This window comes from Klebsiella sp. RC2 (assembly GCF_014192815.1).
GTDB lineage: Bacteria > Pseudomonadota > Gammaproteobacteria > Enterobacterales > Enterobacteriaceae > Klebsiella > Klebsiella variicola.
Map to the genome: position 1 here is coordinate 205,566 of NZ_JACHYL010000006.1, position 21,150 is coordinate 226,715.

The 21,150-nt window shown below is 58.2% G+C and carries 19 protein-coding genes; 9 read left to right on the plus strand and 10 right to left on the minus strand.

What is annotated here, in order from left to right:
• The first annotated feature begins 98 nt into the window (after positions 1-98).
• The 3 genes from idnO to FHW76_RS19145 are packed head-to-tail and all read left to right on the plus strand — an operon-like array spanning position 99 to position 1,873.
• Complete coding sequence (gene idnO / locus FHW76_RS19135) at positions 99-863, plus strand: gluconate 5-dehydrogenase (RefSeq protein ID WP_008807482.1); 765 nt, start codon at positions 99-101, stop codon at positions 861-863.
• 15 nt (positions 864-878) lie between these two features.
• On the plus strand, positions 879-1,409 hold the full coding sequence (locus FHW76_RS19140; protein WP_016160279.1) for a gluconokinase: 531 nt from the start codon (positions 879-881) through the stop codon (positions 1,407-1,409).
• On the plus strand, positions 1,406-1,873 hold the full coding sequence (locus FHW76_RS19145) for a YhcH/YjgK/YiaL family protein (RefSeq protein WP_008807484.1): 468 nt from the start codon (positions 1,406-1,408) through the stop codon (positions 1,871-1,873). Before FHW76_RS19140 ends, FHW76_RS19145 begins: the two co-directional genes overlap by 4 nt.
• 47 nt (positions 1,874-1,920) lie before the next feature.
• Here FHW76_RS19145 and FHW76_RS19150 read toward each other — a convergent pair whose 3' ends face one another.
• The 9 genes from FHW76_RS19150 to citC all read right to left on the minus strand — a co-directional run bounded on the left by FHW76_RS19150 (position 1,921) and on the right by citC (position 12,902).
• The gene (locus FHW76_RS19150; protein WP_002888059.1) at positions 1,921-2,154 is read right to left on the minus strand and encodes a YgdI/YgdR family lipoprotein; all 234 of its coding nucleotides are present in this window, start codon (positions 2,152-2,154) and stop codon (positions 1,921-1,923) included.
• A 167-nt stretch (positions 2,155-2,321) separates the two neighbouring features.
• Complete coding sequence (carB, locus tag FHW76_RS19155; RefSeq protein ID WP_008807485.1) at positions 2,322-5,546, minus strand: carbamoyl-phosphate synthase large subunit; 3,225 nt, start codon at positions 5,544-5,546, stop codon at positions 2,322-2,324.
• 17 nt (positions 5,547-5,563) lie between these two features.
• Positions 5,564-6,712 (minus strand): glutamine-hydrolyzing carbamoyl-phosphate synthase small subunit, encoded by a 1,149-nt coding sequence (gene carA, locus FHW76_RS19160; RefSeq protein ID WP_012542883.1) that lies wholly within the window; start codon positions 6,710-6,712, stop codon positions 5,564-5,566.
• 457 nt (positions 6,713-7,169) lie between these two features.
• Entirely contained in the window at positions 7,170-7,991 is an 822-nt protein-coding gene (gene dapB / locus FHW76_RS19165) for a 4-hydroxy-tetrahydrodipicolinate reductase (protein WP_008807487.1), read from the minus strand.
• A 228-nt stretch (positions 7,992-8,219) separates the two neighbouring features.
• Positions 8,220-9,128 (minus strand): triphosphoribosyl-dephospho-CoA synthase CitG, encoded by a 909-nt coding sequence (gene citG, locus FHW76_RS19170; protein ID WP_183476897.1) that lies wholly within the window; start codon positions 9,126-9,128, stop codon positions 8,220-8,222.
• A gap of 18 nt (positions 9,129-9,146) precedes the next feature.
• Positions 9,147-10,673, minus strand: a complete 1,527-nt coding sequence (citF, locus tag FHW76_RS19175; protein ID WP_023339578.1) for a citrate lyase subunit alpha — start codon at positions 10,671-10,673, stop codon at positions 9,147-9,149.
• 10 nt (positions 10,674-10,683) lie between these two features.
• Complete coding sequence (citE, locus tag FHW76_RS19180) at positions 10,684-11,553, minus strand: citrate (pro-3S)-lyase subunit beta (RefSeq protein ID WP_040972892.1); 870 nt, start codon at positions 11,551-11,553, stop codon at positions 10,684-10,686.
• Positions 11,550-11,843, minus strand: coding sequence for a citrate lyase acyl carrier protein (gene citD / locus FHW76_RS19185; RefSeq protein WP_012542888.1), 294 nt, complete (start codon positions 11,841-11,843; stop codon positions 11,550-11,552). The genes citE and citD overlap by 4 nt, the downstream gene beginning before the upstream one ends.
• A 30-nt stretch (positions 11,844-11,873) precedes the next feature.
• Positions 11,874-12,902 (minus strand): [citrate (pro-3S)-lyase] ligase, encoded by a 1,029-nt coding sequence (citC, locus tag FHW76_RS19190; protein WP_117133629.1) that lies wholly within the window; start codon positions 12,900-12,902, stop codon positions 11,874-11,876.
• Between the two features lie 256 nt (positions 12,903-13,158).
• Here citC and citS point away from each other — a divergent pair, with 256 nt between their 5' ends.
• From citS to FHW76_RS19220, 6 genes are all read left to right on the plus strand, one after another.
• On the plus strand, positions 13,159-14,499 hold the full coding sequence (citS, locus tag FHW76_RS19195) for a citrate/sodium symporter CitS (RefSeq protein WP_023297053.1): 1,341 nt from the start codon (positions 13,159-13,161) through the stop codon (positions 14,497-14,499).
• 155 nt (positions 14,500-14,654) lie between these two features.
• A complete protein-coding gene (locus tag FHW76_RS19200; RefSeq protein ID WP_012540458.1) occupies positions 14,655-14,906 on the plus strand; it encodes an oxaloacetate decarboxylase subunit gamma in 252 nt (83 codons plus the stop codon).
• Positions 14,907-14,921: 15 nt separating this feature from the next.
• Entirely contained in the window at positions 14,922-16,691 is a 1,770-nt protein-coding gene (oadA, locus tag FHW76_RS19205) for a sodium-extruding oxaloacetate decarboxylase subunit alpha (RefSeq protein ID WP_183476898.1), read from the plus strand.
• Between the two features lie 15 nt (positions 16,692-16,706).
• Complete coding sequence (locus FHW76_RS19210) at positions 16,707-18,008, plus strand: oxaloacetate decarboxylase subunit beta (protein WP_117339664.1); 1,302 nt, start codon at positions 16,707-16,709, stop codon at positions 18,006-18,008.
• Between the two features lie 171 nt (positions 18,009-18,179).
• Complete coding sequence (locus FHW76_RS19215; RefSeq protein WP_048293643.1) at positions 18,180-19,808, plus strand: sensor histidine kinase; 1,629 nt, start codon at positions 18,180-18,182, stop codon at positions 19,806-19,808.
• On the plus strand, positions 19,801-20,505 hold the full coding sequence (locus tag FHW76_RS19220) for a response regulator (RefSeq protein ID WP_023339573.1): 705 nt from the start codon (positions 19,801-19,803) through the stop codon (positions 20,503-20,505). The genes FHW76_RS19215 and FHW76_RS19220 overlap by 8 nt, the downstream gene beginning before the upstream one ends.
• Before the next feature lie 5 nt (positions 20,506-20,510).
• On the opposite strand, the gene FHW76_RS19225 is transcribed toward FHW76_RS19220, so the two are convergent.
• Positions 20,511-21,140, minus strand: a complete 630-nt coding sequence (locus FHW76_RS19225; protein WP_064171324.1) for a hypothetical protein — start codon at positions 21,138-21,140, stop codon at positions 20,511-20,513.
• Between the last annotated feature and the right edge of the window lie 10 nt (positions 21,141-21,150).

Genomic DNA, 21,150 nt, shown 5'->3' on the forward strand with positions numbered 1-21,150 from the left:
TGTAACACGGTTCCGAGTGATCTTCATCACAGTTTCCCCCGGTAAAAATCCGTGAGATAGGGCACAGGTTTTCTTCAGCCGCTAATCAGGATATCGAGATGAACGATCTTTTCAGCTTACAAGGTAAACGCATTTTAATTACGGGCGCAGGACAGGGGATCGGTTTTGTCATGGCTCAGGGTCTGGCGCAATATGGCGCAGAAATCATTATTAATGACCTTTCTGCCCCGCGAGCGGACGATGCGGTGATGAAGCTCCGCGACGAAGGCGCCACCGCCCATGCTGCGGTATTTAACGTGACCGATGCCGAGGCCGTTGAAGAAGCCATTGCCAATATCGAAGCGCATCTTGGCCCGATTGACGTGTTATTCAATAACGCCGGGATCCAGCGCCGCCACCCGTTTACCGAATTCCCGGTGCAGGAATGGAATGACGTGATTTCAGTTAACCAGACGGCGGTATTTCTCGTCTCTCAGGCCGTCGCGAAGCGCATGGTTGACCGCCAGCAGGGAAAAATCATCAATATCTGCTCCATGCAGAGCGAGCTGGGGCGCGACACCATCACCCCCTACGCCGCCGCCAAAGGCGCGGTGAAGATGCTAACCCGCGGAATGTGCGTTGAGCTGGCGCGGCACAACATTCAGGTCAACGGCATTGCCCCGGGCTACTTTAATACGGCGATGACCCGGACGCTGGTTGAGGATAAGGCGTTTACCGACTGGTTATGCAAACGCACCCCTGCCGCCCGCTGGGGCGATCCGCAGGAGCTGGTCGGCGCTGCCGTCTTTTTATCGTCAAACGCGTCGAATTTCGTCAACGGCCATCTGCTGTTCGTTGACGGCGGCATGCTGGTCGCGGTCTGAGAGAAGGAGCGCATGATGGCAGGACAATGCATTATTTTGATGGGCGTCTCCGGAACCGGCAAATCCACCGTCGGTCAGGCATTGGCCCACGCGCTGGGAGCGAAATTTATCGACGGCGACGACCTTCATCCACGCAACAATATCGTCAAAATGGCCACCAGCCAGCCGCTGAATGATGAGGATCGTCAGCCGTGGCTGACGCGTATCGCCGACGTCATTTTCAGTCTTGAGCAGAAAAACGAGTCAGGTGTATTGGTCTGTTCCGCATTAAAAAAGCGCTATCGCGACCGCCTGCGTGAGGGGAACGCGAAGCTACGCTTCCTGTGGTTGACCGGGGATTATGACTGCATTTTGCAGCGAATGCGCCAGCGTAAAGGCCACTTTATGCCAGAAGCGTTACTGCGTAGCCAGTTTGCCGCCCTGGAGACGCCAGACGCCAGTGAAAGCGATGTTCTGGCCGTCGATATTACCCCCGACATCGCCAGTATTGTCGCTCACTCATTAACGTTACTTCATTCGCAACAACCGCAGAGGATCCCGGCATGATTATCGATACCTTAACCGCCGCCGCCGAAAATGAGCTCTATCCGCCGGTGATCCGCCAGGCGCTGCAGGCCGTGTTACAGCAACAACCGCACGCGCTGCCGCCGGGGAAATATACCGTCGAGAGTGATAATGTGTTTTTTACCGTCGTCGAAGGCCATACCCGGCCGCTGAGCGAGCAACGCCCGGAATATCATCGTCAATATCTCGACATTCACATTGTGCTGAAAGGTGAAGAGATCATCGGTGCCGGGAATAAAGGGCTGCCGGTCGTTGAAGATGGTCACTTCAACACGACGCAGGATATCGGTTTCTGTCAGGCTATCGACAGCGAAACGCTGATTCATCTCTACCCGGAAGAGCTGGCGATCCTCTTCCCTGGCGAATTACACCGCCCGATGGCCTGCCTCGAACAAGGCGCAGCGTTGCGTAAAATCGTGGTTAAAATCGATCGCGCGCTACTGTAACGCGATCGTTCGGCCCCGCACACTCCCCGCGGGGCCTGGGATAACCATTAGTTATCCAGCTCATCCATGGACTTCACCTGGTCGCGGTTAATCTGCTCCACGCGGCCGGTTTCGGCATTTTTGTATGAGACGAGGCCGGTGTCATCATCCACCTGCGGTTTGCCGCTGGTGACAATGGTCTTGCCATCGGTGGTTTTGATCGACTGATTCGATGAGCAGCCGGCCACGAACATGATTGCCGTCGCTGCCAGTGCGGATGCCACCAGAATATTGTTCCGCATTGTATCCTCCTGTCTTTTCATCAATAGGTATCGTTATGGTGCTCACTATAGTTAGCCTGACCCGACAGGTGGTTAAAAGCAGAACTCTCCGAAGATGACTGCAGCCAAAAAAAGGGCTGACAATGTCGTCAGCCCTGGTTTGTTGCTCTCCGGCCAGGCCGGCGCGCTTATTTGGTGATTTGCGCGTGCATTTCCTGAACCGAAATCACCTTCTCGGTGGCGTCAGCGTTCAGCGCCATCGCGGTGGCAAAGCCGCCGTTCAGGGTGGTGTCGTAATGCACCTTGTACTGCAGCGCGCTGCGGCGAATCAGCTTGGAGTCTTCAATCGCCTGGCGACCTGCGGTGGTGTTGATGATGTAGGTGTATTCGCCATTCTTGATACGGTCCTGAATGTGCGGACGACCTTCATGCACCTTGTTCACCAGACGCGGGTTGATACCGGCTTCGCCCAGTACAATCGCCGTACCGTGGGTCGCATCCAGCTCAAAGCCAAACTTCAGCAGCTTCGCCGCCAGGTCAACCACGCGCTCTTTATCGCCTTCGCGGACGGAGAGCAGCGCGCGGCCCTGTTTCTTCATGGTTGAGTTGCTGCCCAGCTGCGCTTTGGCGAACGCTTCCGCGAAGGTACGACCCACGCCCATCACTTCCCCGGTAGAGCGCATTTCAGGCCCTAACAGCGGGTCAACGCCCGGGAATTTGTTGAACGGCAGAACCACCTCTTTCACAGAGTAGTACGGCGGGATGATCTCTTTGGTCACGCCCTGCTGCGCCAGCGTCTTACCGGCCATTACGCGCGCCGCGACTTTCGCCAGCGGGACACCGGTGGCTTTGGAGACGAACGGCACGGTACGCGCCGCACGCGGGTTCACTTCAATCAGATAAACTTCGTTATCTTTCACCGCGAACTGGACGTTCATCAGACCACGAACCTGCAGCTCGAAAGCCAGCTTCTGCACCTGCTCGCGCATCACATCCTGAATTTCCTGGCTCAGCGTATACGCTGGCAGGGAACAGGCTGAGTCGCCGGAGTGTACGCCCGCCTGCTCGATATGCTCCATGATGCCGCCAATCAGCACCATTTCGCCGTCGCAGATGGCATCGACATCCACTTCAATCGCGTCGTCGAGGAAGCGATCCAGCAGTACCGGTGCATCGTTGGAGACGCTAACCGCGGTCTGGAAGTAGCGGCGCAGATCCTGTTCGTCGTAAACAATTTCCATCGCCCGGCCGCCGAGCACGTAAGACGGACGAACCACCAGCGGGTAGCCAATCTCTTTCGCTCTCTCTACCGCCTGCTCAATGGCAGTGACGGTGGCGTTCGCCGGCTGCTTCAGCTTCAGACGGTCAACCGCATGCTGGAAGCGCTCACGGTCTTCCGCGCGGTCGATAGCGTCCGGGCTGGTGCCGATAACCGGTACGCCTGCGGCTTCCAGGGCGCGCGCCAGCTTCAGCGGCGTCTGGCCGCCGTACTGGACGATAACGCCCTTCGGCTTCTCGATGCGCACGATTTCCAGCACGTCTTCCAGGGTCACCGGCTCGAAGTACAGACGGTCGGAGGTGTCATAGTCGGTAGACACGGTTTCCGGGTTACAGTTGACCATGATGGTCTCGTAACCGTCTTCGCGCAGCGCCAGAGAGGCGTGTACGCAGCAGTAGTCAAATTCGATACCCTGGCCGATACGGTTCGGGCCGCCGCCGAGGACCATGATTTTATCGCGGTCAACGGACGGGTTGGACTCACACTCTTCTTCATAAGTGGAGTACATGTAGGCGGTATCGGTGGCGAATTCGGCGGCGCAGGTGTCCACGCGCTTGTAGACCGGATGCAGGTCATACTGGTCGCGCAGCTTGCGAATTTCCGCTTCCCGCACGCCCGCCAGTTTCGCCAGACGCGCATCGGCAAAGCCTTTACGCTTCAGGGTACGCAGGAAGTCGGCGTCGAGGCCGTTGATGCCCACTTCCACCACTTTCTCTTCCAGACGCACCAGCTCTTCAATCTGCACCAGGAACCAGCGGTCGATATTGGTCAGGTTGAAGACGCCGTCTACCGAGAGGCCGGCGCGGAAGGCATCCGCGATGTACCAGATACGCTCGGCGCCAGCGTCTTTCAGCTCGCGGCGAATTTTGGTCAGCGCTTCCGGGTCGTCGAGGCTCACTTTCGGGTCGAAGCCGGTGGCGCCCACTTCCAGGCCGCGCAGCGCTTTCTGCAGCGATTCCTGCTGGGTGCGGCCAATGGCCATCACTTCGCCGACGGATTTCATCTGCGTGGTCAGACGGTCGTTCGCGCCAGCGAATTTTTCGAAGTTGAAGCGTGGAATTTTGGTGACCACGTAGTCGATGGACGGCTCGAAGGAAGCCGGAGTGCGACCGCCGGTGATGTCGTTCATCAGCTCGTCAAGGGTGTAGCCCACTGCCAGCTTGGCCGCCACTTTAGCAATCGGGAAGCCGGTGGCTTTCGAGGCCAGCGCCGAAGAGCGGGAGACGCGCGGGTTCATTTCGATAACGATCAGGCGACCGTCTTTCGGGTTCACCGAGAACTGCACGTTTGAGCCGCCGGTTTCCACACCGATTTCACGCAGGACCGCCATCGAGGCGTTACGCATGATTTGGTATTCTTTGTCGGTCAGGGTCTGCGCCGGGGCAACGGTGATGGAGTCGCCGGTATGGATCCCCATGGCATCGAAGTTTTCAATCGAGCAGACGATGATGCAGTTGTCGTTCTTATCGCGCACCACTTCCATCTCGTACTCTTTCCAGCCGATCAGCGATTCATCGATCAGCAGTTCGTTGGTCGGAGAGAGATCCAGGCCGCGTTCGCAGATTTCTTCGAACTCTTCGCGGTTATAGGCTATACCGCCGCCGGTGCCGCCCATCGTAAAGGACGGACGGATAATGCACGGGAAGCCAACGTCGGCGGCAACCGCCAGCGCTTCTTCCATGGTGTGGGCGATGCCGGAGCGCGCGGTGTCGAGGCCGATTTTCTTCATCGCCACGTCGAAGCGACGACGGTCTTCCGCTTTATCAATCGCGTCCGCAGTGGCGCCGATCATGGTCACGCCGAACTCTGCCAGCACGCCCTGACGTTCCAGCTCCAGCGCACAGTTCAGCGCGGTCTGGCCGCCCATGGTCGGCAGCACGGCATCCGGGCGCTCTTTTTCGATAATTTTACGTACCACTTCCCAGTGAATCGGCTCGATGTAGGTCGCATCAGCCATTTCCGGGTCGGTCATGATGGTCGCTGGGTTGGAGTTCACCAGAATAACGCGGTAGCCCTCTTCACGCAGGGCTTTACAGGCCTGCGCGCCGGAGTAGTCAAACTCACACGCCTGACCGATAACAATCGGGCCCGCGCCCAGAATCAGGATACTTTTTATGTCTGTACGTTTTGGCATTGCTCTTTTACTCCTGATTATTTCGCGGACTGACGGTAGAGCTCAATTAACTCGATAAAGTGGTCGAACAGCGGCGCGGCATCGTGCGGCCCCGGGCTCGCTTCAGGGTGCCCCTGGAAGCTAAACGCCGGTTTGTCGGTACGATGAATGCCCTGCAGGGTGCCGTCGAACAGCGACTTGTGGGTCACGCGCAGGTTGGCCGGCAAGGTGGCTTCGTCAACCGCAAAACCATGGTTCTGCGCGGTGATCATCACCACATTATTATCAATATCTTTCACCGGATGGTTGCCGCCGTGGTGGCCGAACTTCATCTTAATGGTCTTCGCACCACTCGCCAGCGCCAGCAGCTGATGGCCAAGGCAGATACCGAATACCGGAATATCGGTCTCAAGGAATTTTTCAATCGCGTCGATAGCGTAATCGCACGGCGCCGGGTCGCCTGGGCCGTTAGAGAGGAAAATACCGTCCGGATTCATTTTCAGCACGTCTTCGGCAGAGGTCTGCGCCGGCACCACCGTCAGGCGGCAGCCGCGGTCCACCAGCATGCGCAGGATGTTGCGTTTCGCGCCGAAGTCATACGCCACAACGTGGAACGGCAGCTCGCTTTCCGCTTTCGCTTCCGGCAGGTCGCCCGCCAGAGTCCAGCTGCCCTGCGTCCAGCTGTAGGTTTCTGCGGTGGTCACTTCCTTCGCCAGATCCATGCCGTTCAGACCCGGGAACGCTTTCGCTTTCTCCAGCGCCAGCTGAGCATCCGGGCTGTCGCCCGCGATGATGCAGCCGTTCTGCGCCCCTTTCTCACGCAGCAGACGCGTCAGCTTGCGGGTATCGATATCGGCAATCGCCACGATGTTATGGCGCTTCAGATAAGAAGAAAGATCTTCAGTATTGCGGAAGTTGCTGGCAATCAGCGGCAGATCGCGGATCACCAGACCCTGCGCGTGTACCTGAGAAGATTCTTCATCGGCGGCGTTGGTGCCGACATTACCAATATGAGGATAAGTAAGAGTGACGATTTGGCGGGAATAGGAAGGATCAGTGAGGATTTCTTGATAACCGGTCATTGAAGTATTGAAAACGACTTCCCCAACCGCCGTGCCGGTTGCCCCGATGGCCCGACCGTGAAACTGGGTTCCGTCTTCCAGAACCAATAGCGCTGACTTAATCAAAACACCCTCCAGAGAATATCCACTCACTTTATTTGCATATTAATTCATAAACACGATCTGAATCAATGCAAATCTGTTGCCCGCAGATTTTTGGCAAACGGCGGCATTCTGGAGAGATGTCGGATAAAAGTCAACTTAAAGCGGAGATTTTTAATGTCATTTTACGCCACTGGCGCATAACATGTGATTTTTACGCCAAAAAGATCAACAAACCTGGCTGAGAAAACGCTTGCGGACGGGAAAGAGTGTAAAACCTGGCGACGAAGCGCTAAAAAGTGGACCAAATGGTCAAAATTTACATTTCATTCACCAAAAACAACATGAATATTATTATTTATAGCTATCACAACGTAAAACACACACCAAACCCATAAAAATAAAAAAGGGCAACAATATATTGCCCCTTGCATCAATAACTTATTGATTGCAATAACCACATCACGATGGGTAATAATCGTTATAAACTGTTCAAATCCAGCACATCACGCATGTCAAACAGACCATTTTTCTTGTCTTTCAGCCATAATGCAGAGCGAACCGCGCCATTAGCAAAGGTCATCCGGCTGGAGGCTTTATGGGTGATTTCAATACGCTCACCGATATCAGCAAACATCGCCGTATGCTCCCCGACGATATCGCCCGCACGGACAGTGGCGAAGCCAATGGTGCCCGGAACGCGTTCGCCGGTATGACCTTCACGACTGTAGACGGCGCATTCCTTCAGATCTTTGTTCAATGCTCCGGCGATCGCTTCGCCCATCGCCAGCGCGGTGCCTGACGGCGCATCCACTTTATGCCGGTGGTGCGCTTCGATAATTTCGATGTCGGTGTAGTCGCCCATCACCTTTGCCGCCTTCTCCAGCAGCTTTAACAGGACGTTGACGCCGACGCTAAAGTTAGCGGCGAAGACAATGGCAATCTCCTGCGCGGCGTCGCGAATCGCCTGCTTGCCAGCGTCGTCAAAACCGGTGGTGCCGATGACCATCCCTTTGCCATGCTCGCGGCAAAACGCCAGATGGTTCAGCGTGCCTTCCGGGCGGGTAAAATCGATCAACACGTCGAAATCATCTTTTACCGCCGTCAGGCTGCTCTGCACCGCGACGCCCGCTTTGCCGGCGCCCGCCAGCTCCCCAGCGTCGCTGCCCACCAGGCTTGACCCTTCGCGCTCCAGCGCCGCGCCCAGCGCCACGCCTTCCATCTGCAATGCAGCCTGAATTAACTGGCGTCCCATCCGGCCGCCCGCGCCGGCGATGGCCACGCGGATTTGTGCATCATGCATAGCTATTCTCTTTTGTTAACATTACGTAAATTGTTTTCAGAGTAACCAGCCCGTCAGCGGGCCGCTACTCAAAAACGCCGATAATTAGAAATTTATGACAAACGGCGGACGATATCAGTAAAAACTATACGATTGTGCCGCAATTCCATGTTTACGTAGTGACAACCGGGAAGGCTAATGATGGCGCCTTCGCCCGTACAGTGCGGGCGAAGGCGGTGTTGCAGTGGGTTACAGCGGGAAAAGCGCGCCGGCGAGAAACGTGGATAAAAACCAGGTCACCGCCAGCAGATCGGCGCTGCCGCCGGGGCTGAGATGGCGGGCAATCAGCTCATCGTCAAACTGGCGCAGCGCCTCCAGCCCGCCGTCCGCCAGCACGCCGCCCTGCCACAGCAGTCGCTGCGCCTCCTGCTGGACAAAGTTCAGCCCGGCAAGCCCGCCGCGCGAGACCAGGTTGGTGTCATCATTCCACGCCATCAGATGCAGCAGGGTTTGCAGCAGCGCCAGATTGCTGTCGCCGGTCTCTTCCATCATGCGGGTAAAGACTGGCAAGGCCTGGGTACGCACCGTCAGGAAACCGCTCTCCGCCTCGCCGCGGGCGCCGGAGAGACCATAACGTAGAAAATGGGCTTCGCCTTTGCTTAACGGTTCGCCGCTGGAAGCGGAGAGTTCTTGCATAACCATGCCGCGACAGAATCGCGCCACCTGGTCGCACAGCCGATGCTGTTCAATCGGCTCGCCTTTCGATACCAGCCTTCCCGCCGCCGCGCTCAGCAAACCGAAAGCGAAGATCGCCCCGCGATGGGTATTCACCCCGCCGGTGACCTCCAGCATATCGTTCTCACAGGCCATTCCCACTGGACGCAGCATCATTAACACCTGTTCCGGCACGATCGCCGCGGTATCGTGGCCCATGATGAAAAATTTCTCCATCCATGGCGCCACCACCGCGGTGCTGGCCTCAAACGAGGCCAGATCCATATCCCGGTGCGCGCCAGCGTTACGAATATCCACCAACCCGGGCTTAGGGGTCAGGCGAACTTCGGTCAACAGCGCGCGCTCTACCGCGCTGACCACCTCTTCGGCACTCAGTGGCTTCACGCGCCGCACACGCGCCGGATTAATTAACACGTCGCTCATGGCCTTTCCCCTCTGCGTTTAGTCGCTGTTTTTCACCTGACGAATCACATCGATGACCGAACCGTCGCGATAGCGCACCACCGCCACCACCCGATCGGTAAATTCGATCGGCTGCGGCTTGCCGGTTAGCAGTTCCGCACGCTGCTGCAGCTCCTCAATGGTCATCAGCGGAATGCCTGCGCTGCGCAAATTGTCGATCAGGTCCTGACGTGCCGGGTTGACCGCTATGCCGTGGTCAGTGACCAGCACATCCACGCTGGCTCCCGGCGTCACGCGGGTCAGCACTTTTTCCACGACGCAGGGAATTCGCCCGCGAACTAACGGCGCGGTAATGATGGTCAGATCCGCGCCGGCGGCGGTATCGCTATGTCCGCCGGATGCGCCGCGCAGCACGCCGTTAGAGCCGGTCATCACGTTGACGTTAAAGTCGGTATCGATTTCCAGCGCGCTGAGCATTACCACGTTTAAGCGCTCGCAGGAGGCGCCTTTAGAGCCTGGGCTGGCATACTGATTGGTGGAGATCTCGACGTGGTTCGGGTTCTGCGCCAGCGAACGCGCGGCGTCGCCATCGAACGACTGGGTATCGAGTAGCGTTTTGATCAGCCCCTTTTCGTGCAGATCGACCATCGTGCCGGTGATGCCGCCGAGGCCGAAGCTGGCGGTGATGCCGTTACGGCGCATTTTGTCTTCGAGGAAGCGGCTGACAGCCAGCGAGGCGCCGCCGGTGCCGGTCTGCAGCGAGAAACCGTCTTTAAAGTAACCGGAATGCTCGACCACCTTCGCCGCCTGGCGGGCAATCAGCAGTTCGCGCGGGTTGCTGGTCAGACGGATCGCGCCAGCGGTGATTTTTTGCGGATCGCCGACTTCGTCCACCTGGACGATCAGATCCACCTGATCCTGGGCAATGCTGGCCGGATAGTTTGGGTAATCCACCCACGCTTCGGTCAACAGCACCACGCATTTGGCATGTTCCGCATCAACGCGCGCATAGCCCAGCGAACCGCAGCGCGACTTACCGCTAAAGCCGTTGGCATTGCCAAACTCATCGCAGCAAGGGACGCCGAGAAACGCCACATCAATCGACAGTTCGCCGCTTTGGATCAGCTGTACGCGACCGCCGTGGGAGTGGATCTGCACCGGGTTTTCCATCAGGCCGGCGGAGATCTCCTCGCCCAGCTTGCCGCGCAGACCGGAGGTGTAGATCTGGCGGATCACGCCATTTTTAATATGCTCGATCAGCGGCCAGTGGGCGTCGATCAGCGAACTGGATGCCAGGGTCAGATCGCGAAAGCCCATTTCCGCCAGCGTTGCCATGACCATGTTGACCACTTTGTCACCGCCGCGAAACGCGTGGTGGAACGAAATGGTCATGCCGTTTTGCAGGCCGGAGCGACGGATTGCCGTTTCCAGCGAGTCGCAGATTTTACGCTGGCGCTTTTCTGTTTCACTGGCCAGCCACGGACTTTTCGCCGTCACGCCCGCATAAGGGGTCAGTCCTTCCGGCATCACGTACTGCTGATTAAGCATTGCTACTGTCTCTTTCATCTTGTTCCCCTTAATCACGAATACCGGAAGCCGAGAGCGCCACCACTTTGCGAGCGTGGTCGATAATCGGTCCATCGATCATCTTGCCGTTGAGCGACACCACGCCCAGACCGCGCGACTCTGCCTCTTCCGCGGCGGCAATCACCTCCAGCGCATGGTCGACCTCTTTGCGCGTCGGGGCATAGACCTGATGCAGGAGTTCAATTTGTCGTGGGTTGACCAGCGATTTGCCATTGAAGCCGAGGTTTTTCGCCAGATTCGCTTCCGCGAGGAACCCCTCTTCGTTGTTGATATCCGACCACACCACGTCATAGGCGGCGATGCCGGCAACGCGCGCGGCATGCAGTACCGCACAGCGGGCGTAGAACAGTTCAGTGCCGTCGCCGCGAGAAGTGCCCATATCCATAACGTAATCGAAAGCCGCCAGCGCGATCGCCGCCAGACGCGGACTGGCGCGGGCGATCTCCACCGCGTTCACCACCCCCAGCGCCGACTCAATAGCCGCCATGAGTTTGGTGCTGCCCACTTCCCGGCCGCATTCGCGTTCAATCCGCTCAACGTGCGCTTCCAGTTCATGGATATCTTCTTTGCTGTCGGTTTTCGGCAGACGCACCATATCCACGCCCGCGCGGACTACCGCTTCCAGGTCGGCAAGACCGAACGGCGTATTCAGCGGGTTAATGCGCACCACGGTTTCGATATCCTGATACAGCGGATGCTGCAGCGCCTGATGCACCAGCAAGCGGGCGGTATCTTTTTCGCGTAGCGAAACGGCATCTTCCAGGTCGAACATCACCGCATCAGCGCCGTAGACGAATGACGTGCTTAACATGGCGGCATTGGCGCCAGGGATGAACAGCATACTGCGACGTGGTTTCATAACTGGCTCCATTGCAATTGAGACTGTTGCGCCGCGCGCAGCGCCGCGGCCTGTACACGGGCCCGCAGTACGCACTCCAGCGCGCCTTTATCATCGACCACCACGTTGGCCTGCTTCACGCCAAGCTGCGCCAGCGTTTCTCTGACCACCTGCTCAATCGCAGCGCCAAACTGTTGTTTCACAATGCTGTCGATTTCCAGCTGAATGCCCGGCTGCGCCGCCGGTCCAATCCTGACCATCACATCGCTGGACTCCAGCGTGCCGGCCAGGGCGTCAATCTTCATTTCCATAGGGGAAAATCCTTAGTTAGGGCGTATAAATCAGGCGGTTTGATGTTCGCTCTCCGCCAGTTGCATCAGAAAAGAGAGGGTGCCCGGCGGCACCAGCGCCGCGACGGCTTGCCAGTTGCGCTGTCGGTACAGCTCGCGCACGCGGGAAGCGGATATCGGCCCGCCGTTTTTTTCGATGCGCGCCAGCTCCACAACTTCAACAGGCGGCGCGTCACCGGGCGCTTCCAGCAACGCCTTCATGCACTGGTTGTAGCTACGGGTCAGCGAACACAGCGGCTCGGTGCCGACAAAGCGATGGGTTATCTGCAGCGCCGGGGCCAGGCGTTCACGGAATATCTGCAGGTCAATCTGGCTGTGGCAGTCATCGACCACGCCCTGCTCTTTGAGGAAGTAGCCGGGAAACGTCGCCCGCGAGATGAGGTATGCCGAGCCGGGATGCAGCGTCACTTTGTCGATGCCGGCGATACCTTTTTCGATAAGCGTAAAGCGATCGTGATAGGAAAAGCAGGAGGCATCTTCCTTCACGACAAACAGATGTAACCAGTCGCACTGGCGTGCCGCCTGCTCCACCAGCCAACGGTGGCCGAGGGTAAACGGATTGGCATTCATCACAATGGCGCCGATTTTGCGCCCCGGCTGACGGTACATCGCCAGCTGTCGGCAATAGCGCGTCAGCCGTTCGCGGCTGTTTTCCATTAATACGGCGCGATCGCCCGCCTGGGCAATTGGCCAGAAGCCTGCCCCGGAAAATAGCGCAGCGTTACTGGGTTTAGTGAATAAAAACAGCTCGCTGCGCCTCAGCTCATAGGCCAGCGTCAGGAGCTCGGTCAGTAATTTAAGGCTCAGCCCCTCCCCCTGCAGCGAGGGATCGATGGCGATGCATTTCAGCACATTGCCGGCGATAGCACCGCAGCCGACCAGCCGCTGCTGATACTCGGCGATAATCGCCATTTCGCAGTCGGCCTCTAACGACAGTTGATGCTGGCGGAGAAACCGATCGATCGCCTCTCGCCGCGGTTTATCTTTTAATAGCTGAACGCGTTTTAATATCAGTGTCATTTTTTAGCGCTTCGTCATTTCAAAACGAACTGTATTTCGCCAGCGTTCGGCTATGGATTCTTGTATTTAAGTCACAGTTTTTCTCGTGGCTTAATTGGCTTTATGGTTTTTATGTTGTTAATTAATTCAGAATCATAAAACCAATTAAATTAATAAAAAACACGAGTATTCAGTGAAGATAATCACACCTTACCCCTGGGTCTATTTATTACTATGCGCCGGTCTTACTACTCCATCAATAAACAGGATAACGTTTATGACTAACATGAGTCAGGCTCCGGCAGCGGAGAAGAAGGGCGTTAACGACCTGCTGGGATTTAAAATCTTCGGCATGCCGCTACCCCTTTATGCGTTTGCGTTAATTACGCTATTACTTTCACATTTCTATAACGCTTTACCCACCGACATCGTCGGCGGATTCGCCATCATGTTTATTATCGGTGCCATATTCGGTGAAATTGGCAAACGCCTGCCAATATTCAACAAATATATCGGTGGCGCTCCGGTGATGATTTTCCTGGTGGCAGCTTATTTCGTCTATGCCGGTATTTTCACGCAGAAAGAGATAGATGCTATCAGCAACGTGATGGATAAAAGTAACTTCCTTAACTTATTTATCGCAGTATTAATTACCGGTGCGATTCTGTCGGTGAACCGCCGCCTGCTGCTGAAATCACTGCTCGGCTATATTCCAACCATCCTGATGGGCATTGTCGGCGCGTCGATTTTCGGCATCGCTATCGGTCTGGTGTTCGGGATCCCAGTGGATCGCATCATGATGCTCTACGTCCTGCCGATCATGGGTGGCGGCAACGGCGCGGGCGCGGTCCCCCTGTCGGAGATTTACCACTCCGTCACTGGTCGTTCTCGCGAAGAATATTACTCTACTGCCATCGCTATCCTGACCATCGCCAACATCTTCGCCATCGTCTTTGCCGCGATACTCGATATCATCGGTAAAAAGCACACCTGGCTGAGCGGCGAAGGCGAACTGGTGCGTAAAGCCTCATTCAAAGTGGAAGAAGATGAAAAAGCGGGACAAATCACCCATCGTGAAACCGCCGTCGGCCTGGTGCTGTCCACTACCTGTTTCCTGCTGGCCTACGTCGTCGCCAAGAAAATCCTGCCCAGCATTGGCGGCGTTTCGATTCACTACTTCGCGTGGATGGTACTGATCGTTGCGGCGCTAAACGCCTCCGGCCTGTGCTCACCAGAAATCAAAGCCGGCGCCAAGCGTCTGTCTGATTTCTTCTCTAAACAGTTGCTGTGGGTACTGATGGTCGGCGTCGGCGTCTGCTACACCGACCTGCAGGAAATCATCAATGCCATTACTGTCTATAACGTTGTTATCGCCGCCGTAATCGTTATCGGCGCAGTGCTCGGCGCGGCGATCGGCGGCTGGCTGATGGGCTTCTTCCCAATTGAATCGGCGATCACGGCGGGCCTGTGTATGGCCAACCGCGGCGGCTCCGGCGACCTGGAAGTTCTCTCTGCTTGTAACCGTATGAACCTTATCTCTTATGCGCAAATCTCCTCCCGTTTGGGCGGGGGTATTGTGTTGGTCATCGCCAGCATCGTGTTCGGCATGATGGTTTAACCCATTTGCACGATGGCACGTTGAACTGACAGGTGAAGAACGTATCAGGGTCCTATGCCGGGAGCGGCAGAGGGAAATCCACCCTGCTCCTTAGCCGGAAACGCCAGAAACCTTGTCAGGCAGCGCGCCATCGTGCCTCTATTTGAGATGTACCAATGACTGACAATGCCGTCCTGTTAGGCGAAGGCTTCACCCTGATGTTTCTCGGCATGGGCTTTGTGCTGGTGTTCCTGCTGCTGCTCATCTTTGCCATCCGGGGAATGTCCCTCGCCGTCAACCGCCTGTTTCCCGAGCCGCCTGCCGCCCCCAAACCGGCCCCGGCCGCCGTCGCGCCCGCCGACGACTTCGCCCGCTTAAAGCCGGCGATTGTCGCCGCCATTCACCACCATCGCCGTCTTCACCCTTAATTCACGGAGGAATTTATGACCGTTGCCATTACCGATGTCGTCCTGCGCGACGCCCACCAGTCCCTGTTCGCCACCCGTCTGCGTCTCGACGATATGCTCCCCGTCGCCGCTCAGCTCGACGAGGTCGGCTACCGCTCCCTTGAGTGCTGGGGCGGCGCCACCTTTGACGCCTGCATCCGCTTCCTCGGCGAGGACCCGTGGGTCCGCCTGCGCGAGCTGAAAAAGGCGATGCCGAAGACCCCGCTGCAGATGCTGCTCCGCGGCCAGAACCTGCTCGGCTACCGCCACTACGCCGACGACGTGGTGGAGCGCTTCGTGGAGCGCGCCGTCAAAAACGGCATGGACGTCTTCCGCGTCTTCGACGCCATGAACGACCCGCGCAACATGCAGGCCGCCCTGCAGGCGGTCCGCCGCCACGGCGCCCACGCCCAGGGCACGCTTTCGTACACCACCAGCCCGGCCCACACCCTGCAGACCTGGCTCGACCTCACCGAACAGCTGCTGGAGACCGGCGTCGACTCCGTCGCCATCAAGGACATGTCCGGCATTCTGACGCCGCATGCCGCCTTTGAGCTGGTCAGCGAAATCAAAAAACGCTACGACGTCACCCTGCACCTGCACTGTCATGCCACCACCGGGATGGCGGAGATGGCCCTGCTGAAGGCCATTGAAGCCGGGGTCGACGGCGTGGATACGGCGATTTCGTCCATGAGCGCCACCTACGGCCACCCGGCCACCGAGGCGCTGGTCGCCACCCTCGCCGGCACGCAATATGACACCGGGCTGGATATCCACAAGCTGGAGAGCATCGCCGCGTACTTCCGCGAGGTGCGTAAGAAGTACCACGCCTTCGAAGGCCAGCTGAAGGGCACCGACAGCCGTATCCTCGTCGCCCAGGTCCCGGGCGGGATGCTCACCAACCTCGAAAGCCAGCTGAAGCAGCAGAGCGCCGCCCACCGTCTGGATGAGGTGCTGGCGGAAATCCCCCGCGTGCGCGAGGACCTCGGCTTCATCCCGCTGGTGACCCCGACCTCGCAGATTGTCGGCACCCAGGCGGTGCTCAACGTCCTGACCGGCGAGCGCTACAAAACCATCGCGAAGGAGACCGCCGGTATCCTGAAGGGTGAGTACGGCCACACCCCGGCGCCGGTGAACGCCGCCCTGCAGGCGCGGGTGCTTGACGGCGCTGACCCGGTGACCTGCCGCCCGGCCGACCTGCTGAAGCCGGAGCTGGCGCAGCTGGAAGCCGACGTCAGACGCCAGGCGCAGGAGAAAGGCATCACCCTTGCCGAAAACGCCATCGACGACGTGCTCACCGTGGCCCTGTTCCCGCAGCCCGGCCTGAAGTTCCTCGAAAACCGCCACAACCCGGCAGCCTTTGAGCCGGTACCGCAGGCGGAAGCCGCGCAGCCGCTGGCAAAAGCAGAAAAACCAGCCGCCTCCGGTATCTACACCGTGGAAGTGGAAGGCAAAGCCTTTGTGGTCAAAGTCAGCGACGGCGGCGACGTCAGCCAGCTCAGCGCCGCGCCGGTGGCCGCGGCGCCTGCTGCCGCCCCGGCTCCGGCCGGCGCCGGCACCCCGGTGACCGCCCCGCTGGCGGGCACTATCTGGAAGGTGCTGGCCGCGGAAGGCCAGAAGGTGGCCGAAGGCGAGGTGCTGCTGATTCTGGAAGCCATGAAGATGGAGACCGAAATCCGCGCCGCGCAGGCCGGGACCGTGCGCGGTATCGCGGTGAAAGCCGGCGACGCGGTGGCGGTCGGCGACACTCTGCTGCAGCTGGCGTAAGGACGAGGAGCGGAAATGGAAAGTCTGAACGCCCTGATTCAGGGCATGGGGCTGATGCACCTGGGGGCCGGCCAGGCGGTGATGCTGCTGGTCAGCCTGCTGCTGCTGTGGCTGGCGATTGCGAAGAAGTTTGAGCCGTTACTGCTGCTGCCGATTGGCTTCGGCGGCCTGCTGTCGAACATCCCGGAGGCCGGGCTGGCGCTCACCGCCCTGGAGAGCCTGCTGGCCCACCACGACCCGGCGCAGCTGGCGGTGATTGCCGCGAAGCTCCACTGCGCGCCGGACGTCCACGCCATCAAAGAGGCACTGGCGCTGGCCCTGCCGTCGGTGCAGGGGCAGATGGAGAGCCTCGCGGTGGACATGGGCTACTCCGCCGGGGTGCTGGCCATCTTCTATAAGGTGGCGATTGGCTCGGGCATTGCGCCGCTGGTCATCTTTATGGGCGTCGGGGCAATGACCGACTTCGGCCCGCTGCTGGCCAACCCGCGCACCCTGCTGCTGGGGGCGGCGGCGCAGTTCGGGATCTTCGCCACCGTGCTCGGGGCGCTGACGCTGAACTACTTCGGCATCATCAGCTTCACCCTGCCGCAGGCGGCGGCCATCGGGATTATCGGCGGCGCCGACGGCCCGACGGCGATTTACCTGTCGGGCAAGCTGGCGCCGGAGCTGCTGGGGGCCATCGCGGTGGCGGCCTACTCCTATATGGCGCTGGTGCCGCTGATCCAGCCGCCGATCATGAAGGCGCTGACCAGCGACAGGGAGCGGAAAATTCGCATGGTGCAGCTGCGCACGGTAAGTAAGCGGGAGAAGATCCTCTTCCCGGCGGTGCTGTTGCTGCTGGTGGCGCTCCTGCTGCCGGACGCCGCGCCGCTGCTGGGGATGTTCTGCTTCGGCAACCTGATGCGCGAGAGCGGCGTGGTGGAGCGGCTGAGCGATACGGTGCAGAACGCGCTGATCAACATCGTGACCATCTTCCTCGGGCTGTCGGTGGGGGCCAAGCTGGTGGCGGACAAGTTCCTGCAGCCGCAGACGCTGGGGATCCTGGTGCTGGGGGTGATCGCCTTCTGCGTGGGCACCGCGGCCGGGGTGCTGATGGCGAAGCTGATGAACGTGTTCAGCCAGCACAAAATCAACCCGCTGATCGGCTCGGCGGGGGTGTCGGCGGTGCCGATGGCAGCCAGGGTGTCGAACAAAGTGGGTCTGGAAGCGGACGGGCAGAACTTCCTGCTGATGCACGCCATGGGCCCGAACGTGGCCGGGGTGATCGGCTCGGCGATCGCCGCCGGGGTGATGCTCAAGTACGTGCTGGCGATGTAGGCCGGCATCCTTCCCGGAGGTGTGGCTGTCGCCCCGCCTCCGGGCTGATTTGATACCCACTCCTGGCATGACGGGGCCGGGCACATGTCTGAAATTTTCTGTTCTGTGCTCCACCTGTCGGCGCCGGGGGCGCAAAACGGGGAGAATAACAATTTAATGTCTATCTACCCAATGTATACCCGAAAAATCACCCACTGGTTTGCCCGGCGATCGTTTCAGAATCGCATCTTCCTGCTGATCTTATTTACCTCGACTACCGTCATGCTGGCGATGTCATGGTATCTGACAGACATTACCGAGGAGCGTCTGCATTATCAGGTCGGGCAACGGGCGCTGATTCAGGCGATGCAGATTTCGGCGATGCCGGAGCTGGTGGAGGCGGTACAGAAACGCGACCTCGCCAGAATCAAAGCCCTTATCGACCCCATGCGTTCGTTCTCCGACGCCACCTACATCACCGTCGGTGATGCCAGCGGCCAGCGCCTCTATCACGTCAATCCTGATGAAATCGGCAAATCGATGGAGGGCGGCGATAGTGATGAGGCATTGATAAACGCCAAAAGCTACGTGTCAGTGCGCAAAGGCTCGCTGGGATCCTCGTTGCGTGGTAAATCGCCGATTCAGGACGCGACCGGCAAAGTGATCGGCATTGTGTCGGTAGGCTATACCATCGAGCAACTGGAGAACTGGCTCAGCCTGCAGATAAGCTCGCTGCTGATCCCGATGGCCATCATGTTACTGCTCCTGCTCTATTGCGCCCGCCGCTTCTCACTGCATATCAAAAAGCAGATGCTCAATATGGAACCCCAGCAGCTGTCACAGCTGTTGATCCAGCAAAGCGTGCTGTTTGAATCGGTGTTCGAAGGGCTTATCGCCATCGACTCCGGTTATAAAATCACTGCGATTAATCAGACTGCCCGCCGCCTGCTCAATTTGAGCCAACCGGAAACCACGCTTATCGGCAAAGGGATCAACAACGTTATCTCGCAGGAGACCTTTTTCTACGATGCGCCACAGGCCAATAAAAAAGACGAAATCGTCACCTTCAATCAGATCAAAGTGATCGCCAGCCGGATGGCGGTGATCTTAAACAATGAGCCACAGGGTTGGGTGATCAGCTTTCGCAGCAAAGACGATATCAACACCCTTAGCCTGCAGCTTAGCCAGGTGCAACAGTATGCCGATAATCTGCGCGCCGTGCAGCATGAGCATCGCAATCTGATCTCCACTATCGCTGGCCTGCTGTTTCTTAAACGCTACGATCATGCGCTGGATCTGATCCAACAGCAGTCGGAAAGTCACCAGAAGGTGATCGATTTTATCGCGCGGAATTTCCAGGATAACCATCTGGCCGGACTGTTGATCGGCAAGTATTACCGGGCCAAAGAGCTCGGTCTGGAGCTGGTATTCGATCCGGCCTGCTTCGTTGACAGATTACCCACCGCCCTTTCTCACAATGAATGGATCTCGATCGTGGGGAATCTGCTTGATAACGCCTACAATGCCAGCCTGCGTCAGCCGCAGGGGTCAAGGCAGATAGAATGCCTGATCAACAGCGACGGTCACGAAGTGATCATTGAGATCGCCGACCAGGGATGCGGCATTGACGAGACGCTGCGCGATCGGATCTTCGAGCGCGGCGTCACCAGCAGCGCCAGCAAAGATCATGGTATCGGACTCTGGCTGGTACGCAGCTATGTGGAACAGGCAGGCGGCAGTATTGTCGTCGAAAATAATATTCCTTTTGGCACCATCTTTACGCTTTATATCCCCCTGACCCGAGAAGAACATCATGGATAGCATCACTACTCTTATCGTTGAAGACGAACCTATGCTGGCGGAGATCCTGGTGGATAACATTAAACAGTTTCCCCAGTTCGACGTCATTGGTATTGCGGATAAGCTTGAGAGCGCCAGGAAACAGCTCAGACTGTATCAACCGCAGCTGATCCTGCTGGATAATTTTTTACCCGACGGCAAAGGTATCGATCTGATACGCCATGCTGTCAGTACGCATTACAAGGGACGGATTATCTTTATTACTGCAGATAATCATATGGATACCATTAGCGAAGCGCTGCGTCTTGGGGTGTTCGATTACCTGATTAAGCCGGTGCACTATCAGCGCCTGCAGCACACGCTGGAGCGCTTTGCCCGCTATCGTAGCTCGCTGCGCTCCAGCGAACAGGCCAGCCAGATCCATGTCGATGCACTGTTTAATATTCAGGCCCGGGAGCAAACGGAACCCGCCAGCGCACCACTGCGCGGGATCGATGAAAGCACCTTTCAGCGCGTGCTCCAGCTGTTTGCCGACCCGTCGGTGGTACATACCGCCGACTCGCTGGCCCGTATCCTCGGCAGCAGCAAAACCACCGCCCGCCGTTATCTGGAACAAGGGGTGAAGAACGACTTTCTGGAAGCGGAAATCAGCTACGGCAAGGTCGGCCGACCGGAGCGCATTTATCACGGCAAGCAGGCCTATCCTGAGCAGAGATAAAACGCTTACGCCAGGGTGTAGCTGACCACCAGCTGCCCCTTCTTTATTTTAATCTGGCTGACGACGACGTCGCCCAGCTCCGCCAGACGGGCGACGTGGGTGCCACCGCAGGGATAAGCGGGCAGTTCGCCGAAGCCCACCTGGCGCAAGCCATCAGCGAACGTCACCTGACGCGGTAAGTCCTGCGCCTGCCAGGCCTTCACCGGCGCCAGTAGCGCACTGGCGTCCGGCAGCGCGGCATTGTTCCTGCTGGTAAAGGTTATCCGCCCTTCGCCGGGCCAGTGGTGCGCTTTCACCGGTTGCCAGCCAAGCTGTTCGCCCGCCAGGCCAAGCAGGTGGCCGGCAGAATGCAGACGGGCATGCAGCTGTCTCGCGGAGGCATCAATTTTCATCTCCACGTCACCGAGGGGAAGCGCTTGCGACAGGATATGCAGCACGCTGTCGCCGCGCACAATAACCGTCTCAACCACCTGCCCAGCTATCCAGCCGCGGTCTGCCGGTTGACCGCCTCCTTGCGGGTGAAACAACGTCCGATCCAGTTCGATGGCGTAACGGCCATCCACTTCTGCGGTGCAGGCGATGATCTGGGCGCGCCCGTCGGTAGCATCGCTGGTGTAATAAACTCGTTCAGTCATGGTGATTCTC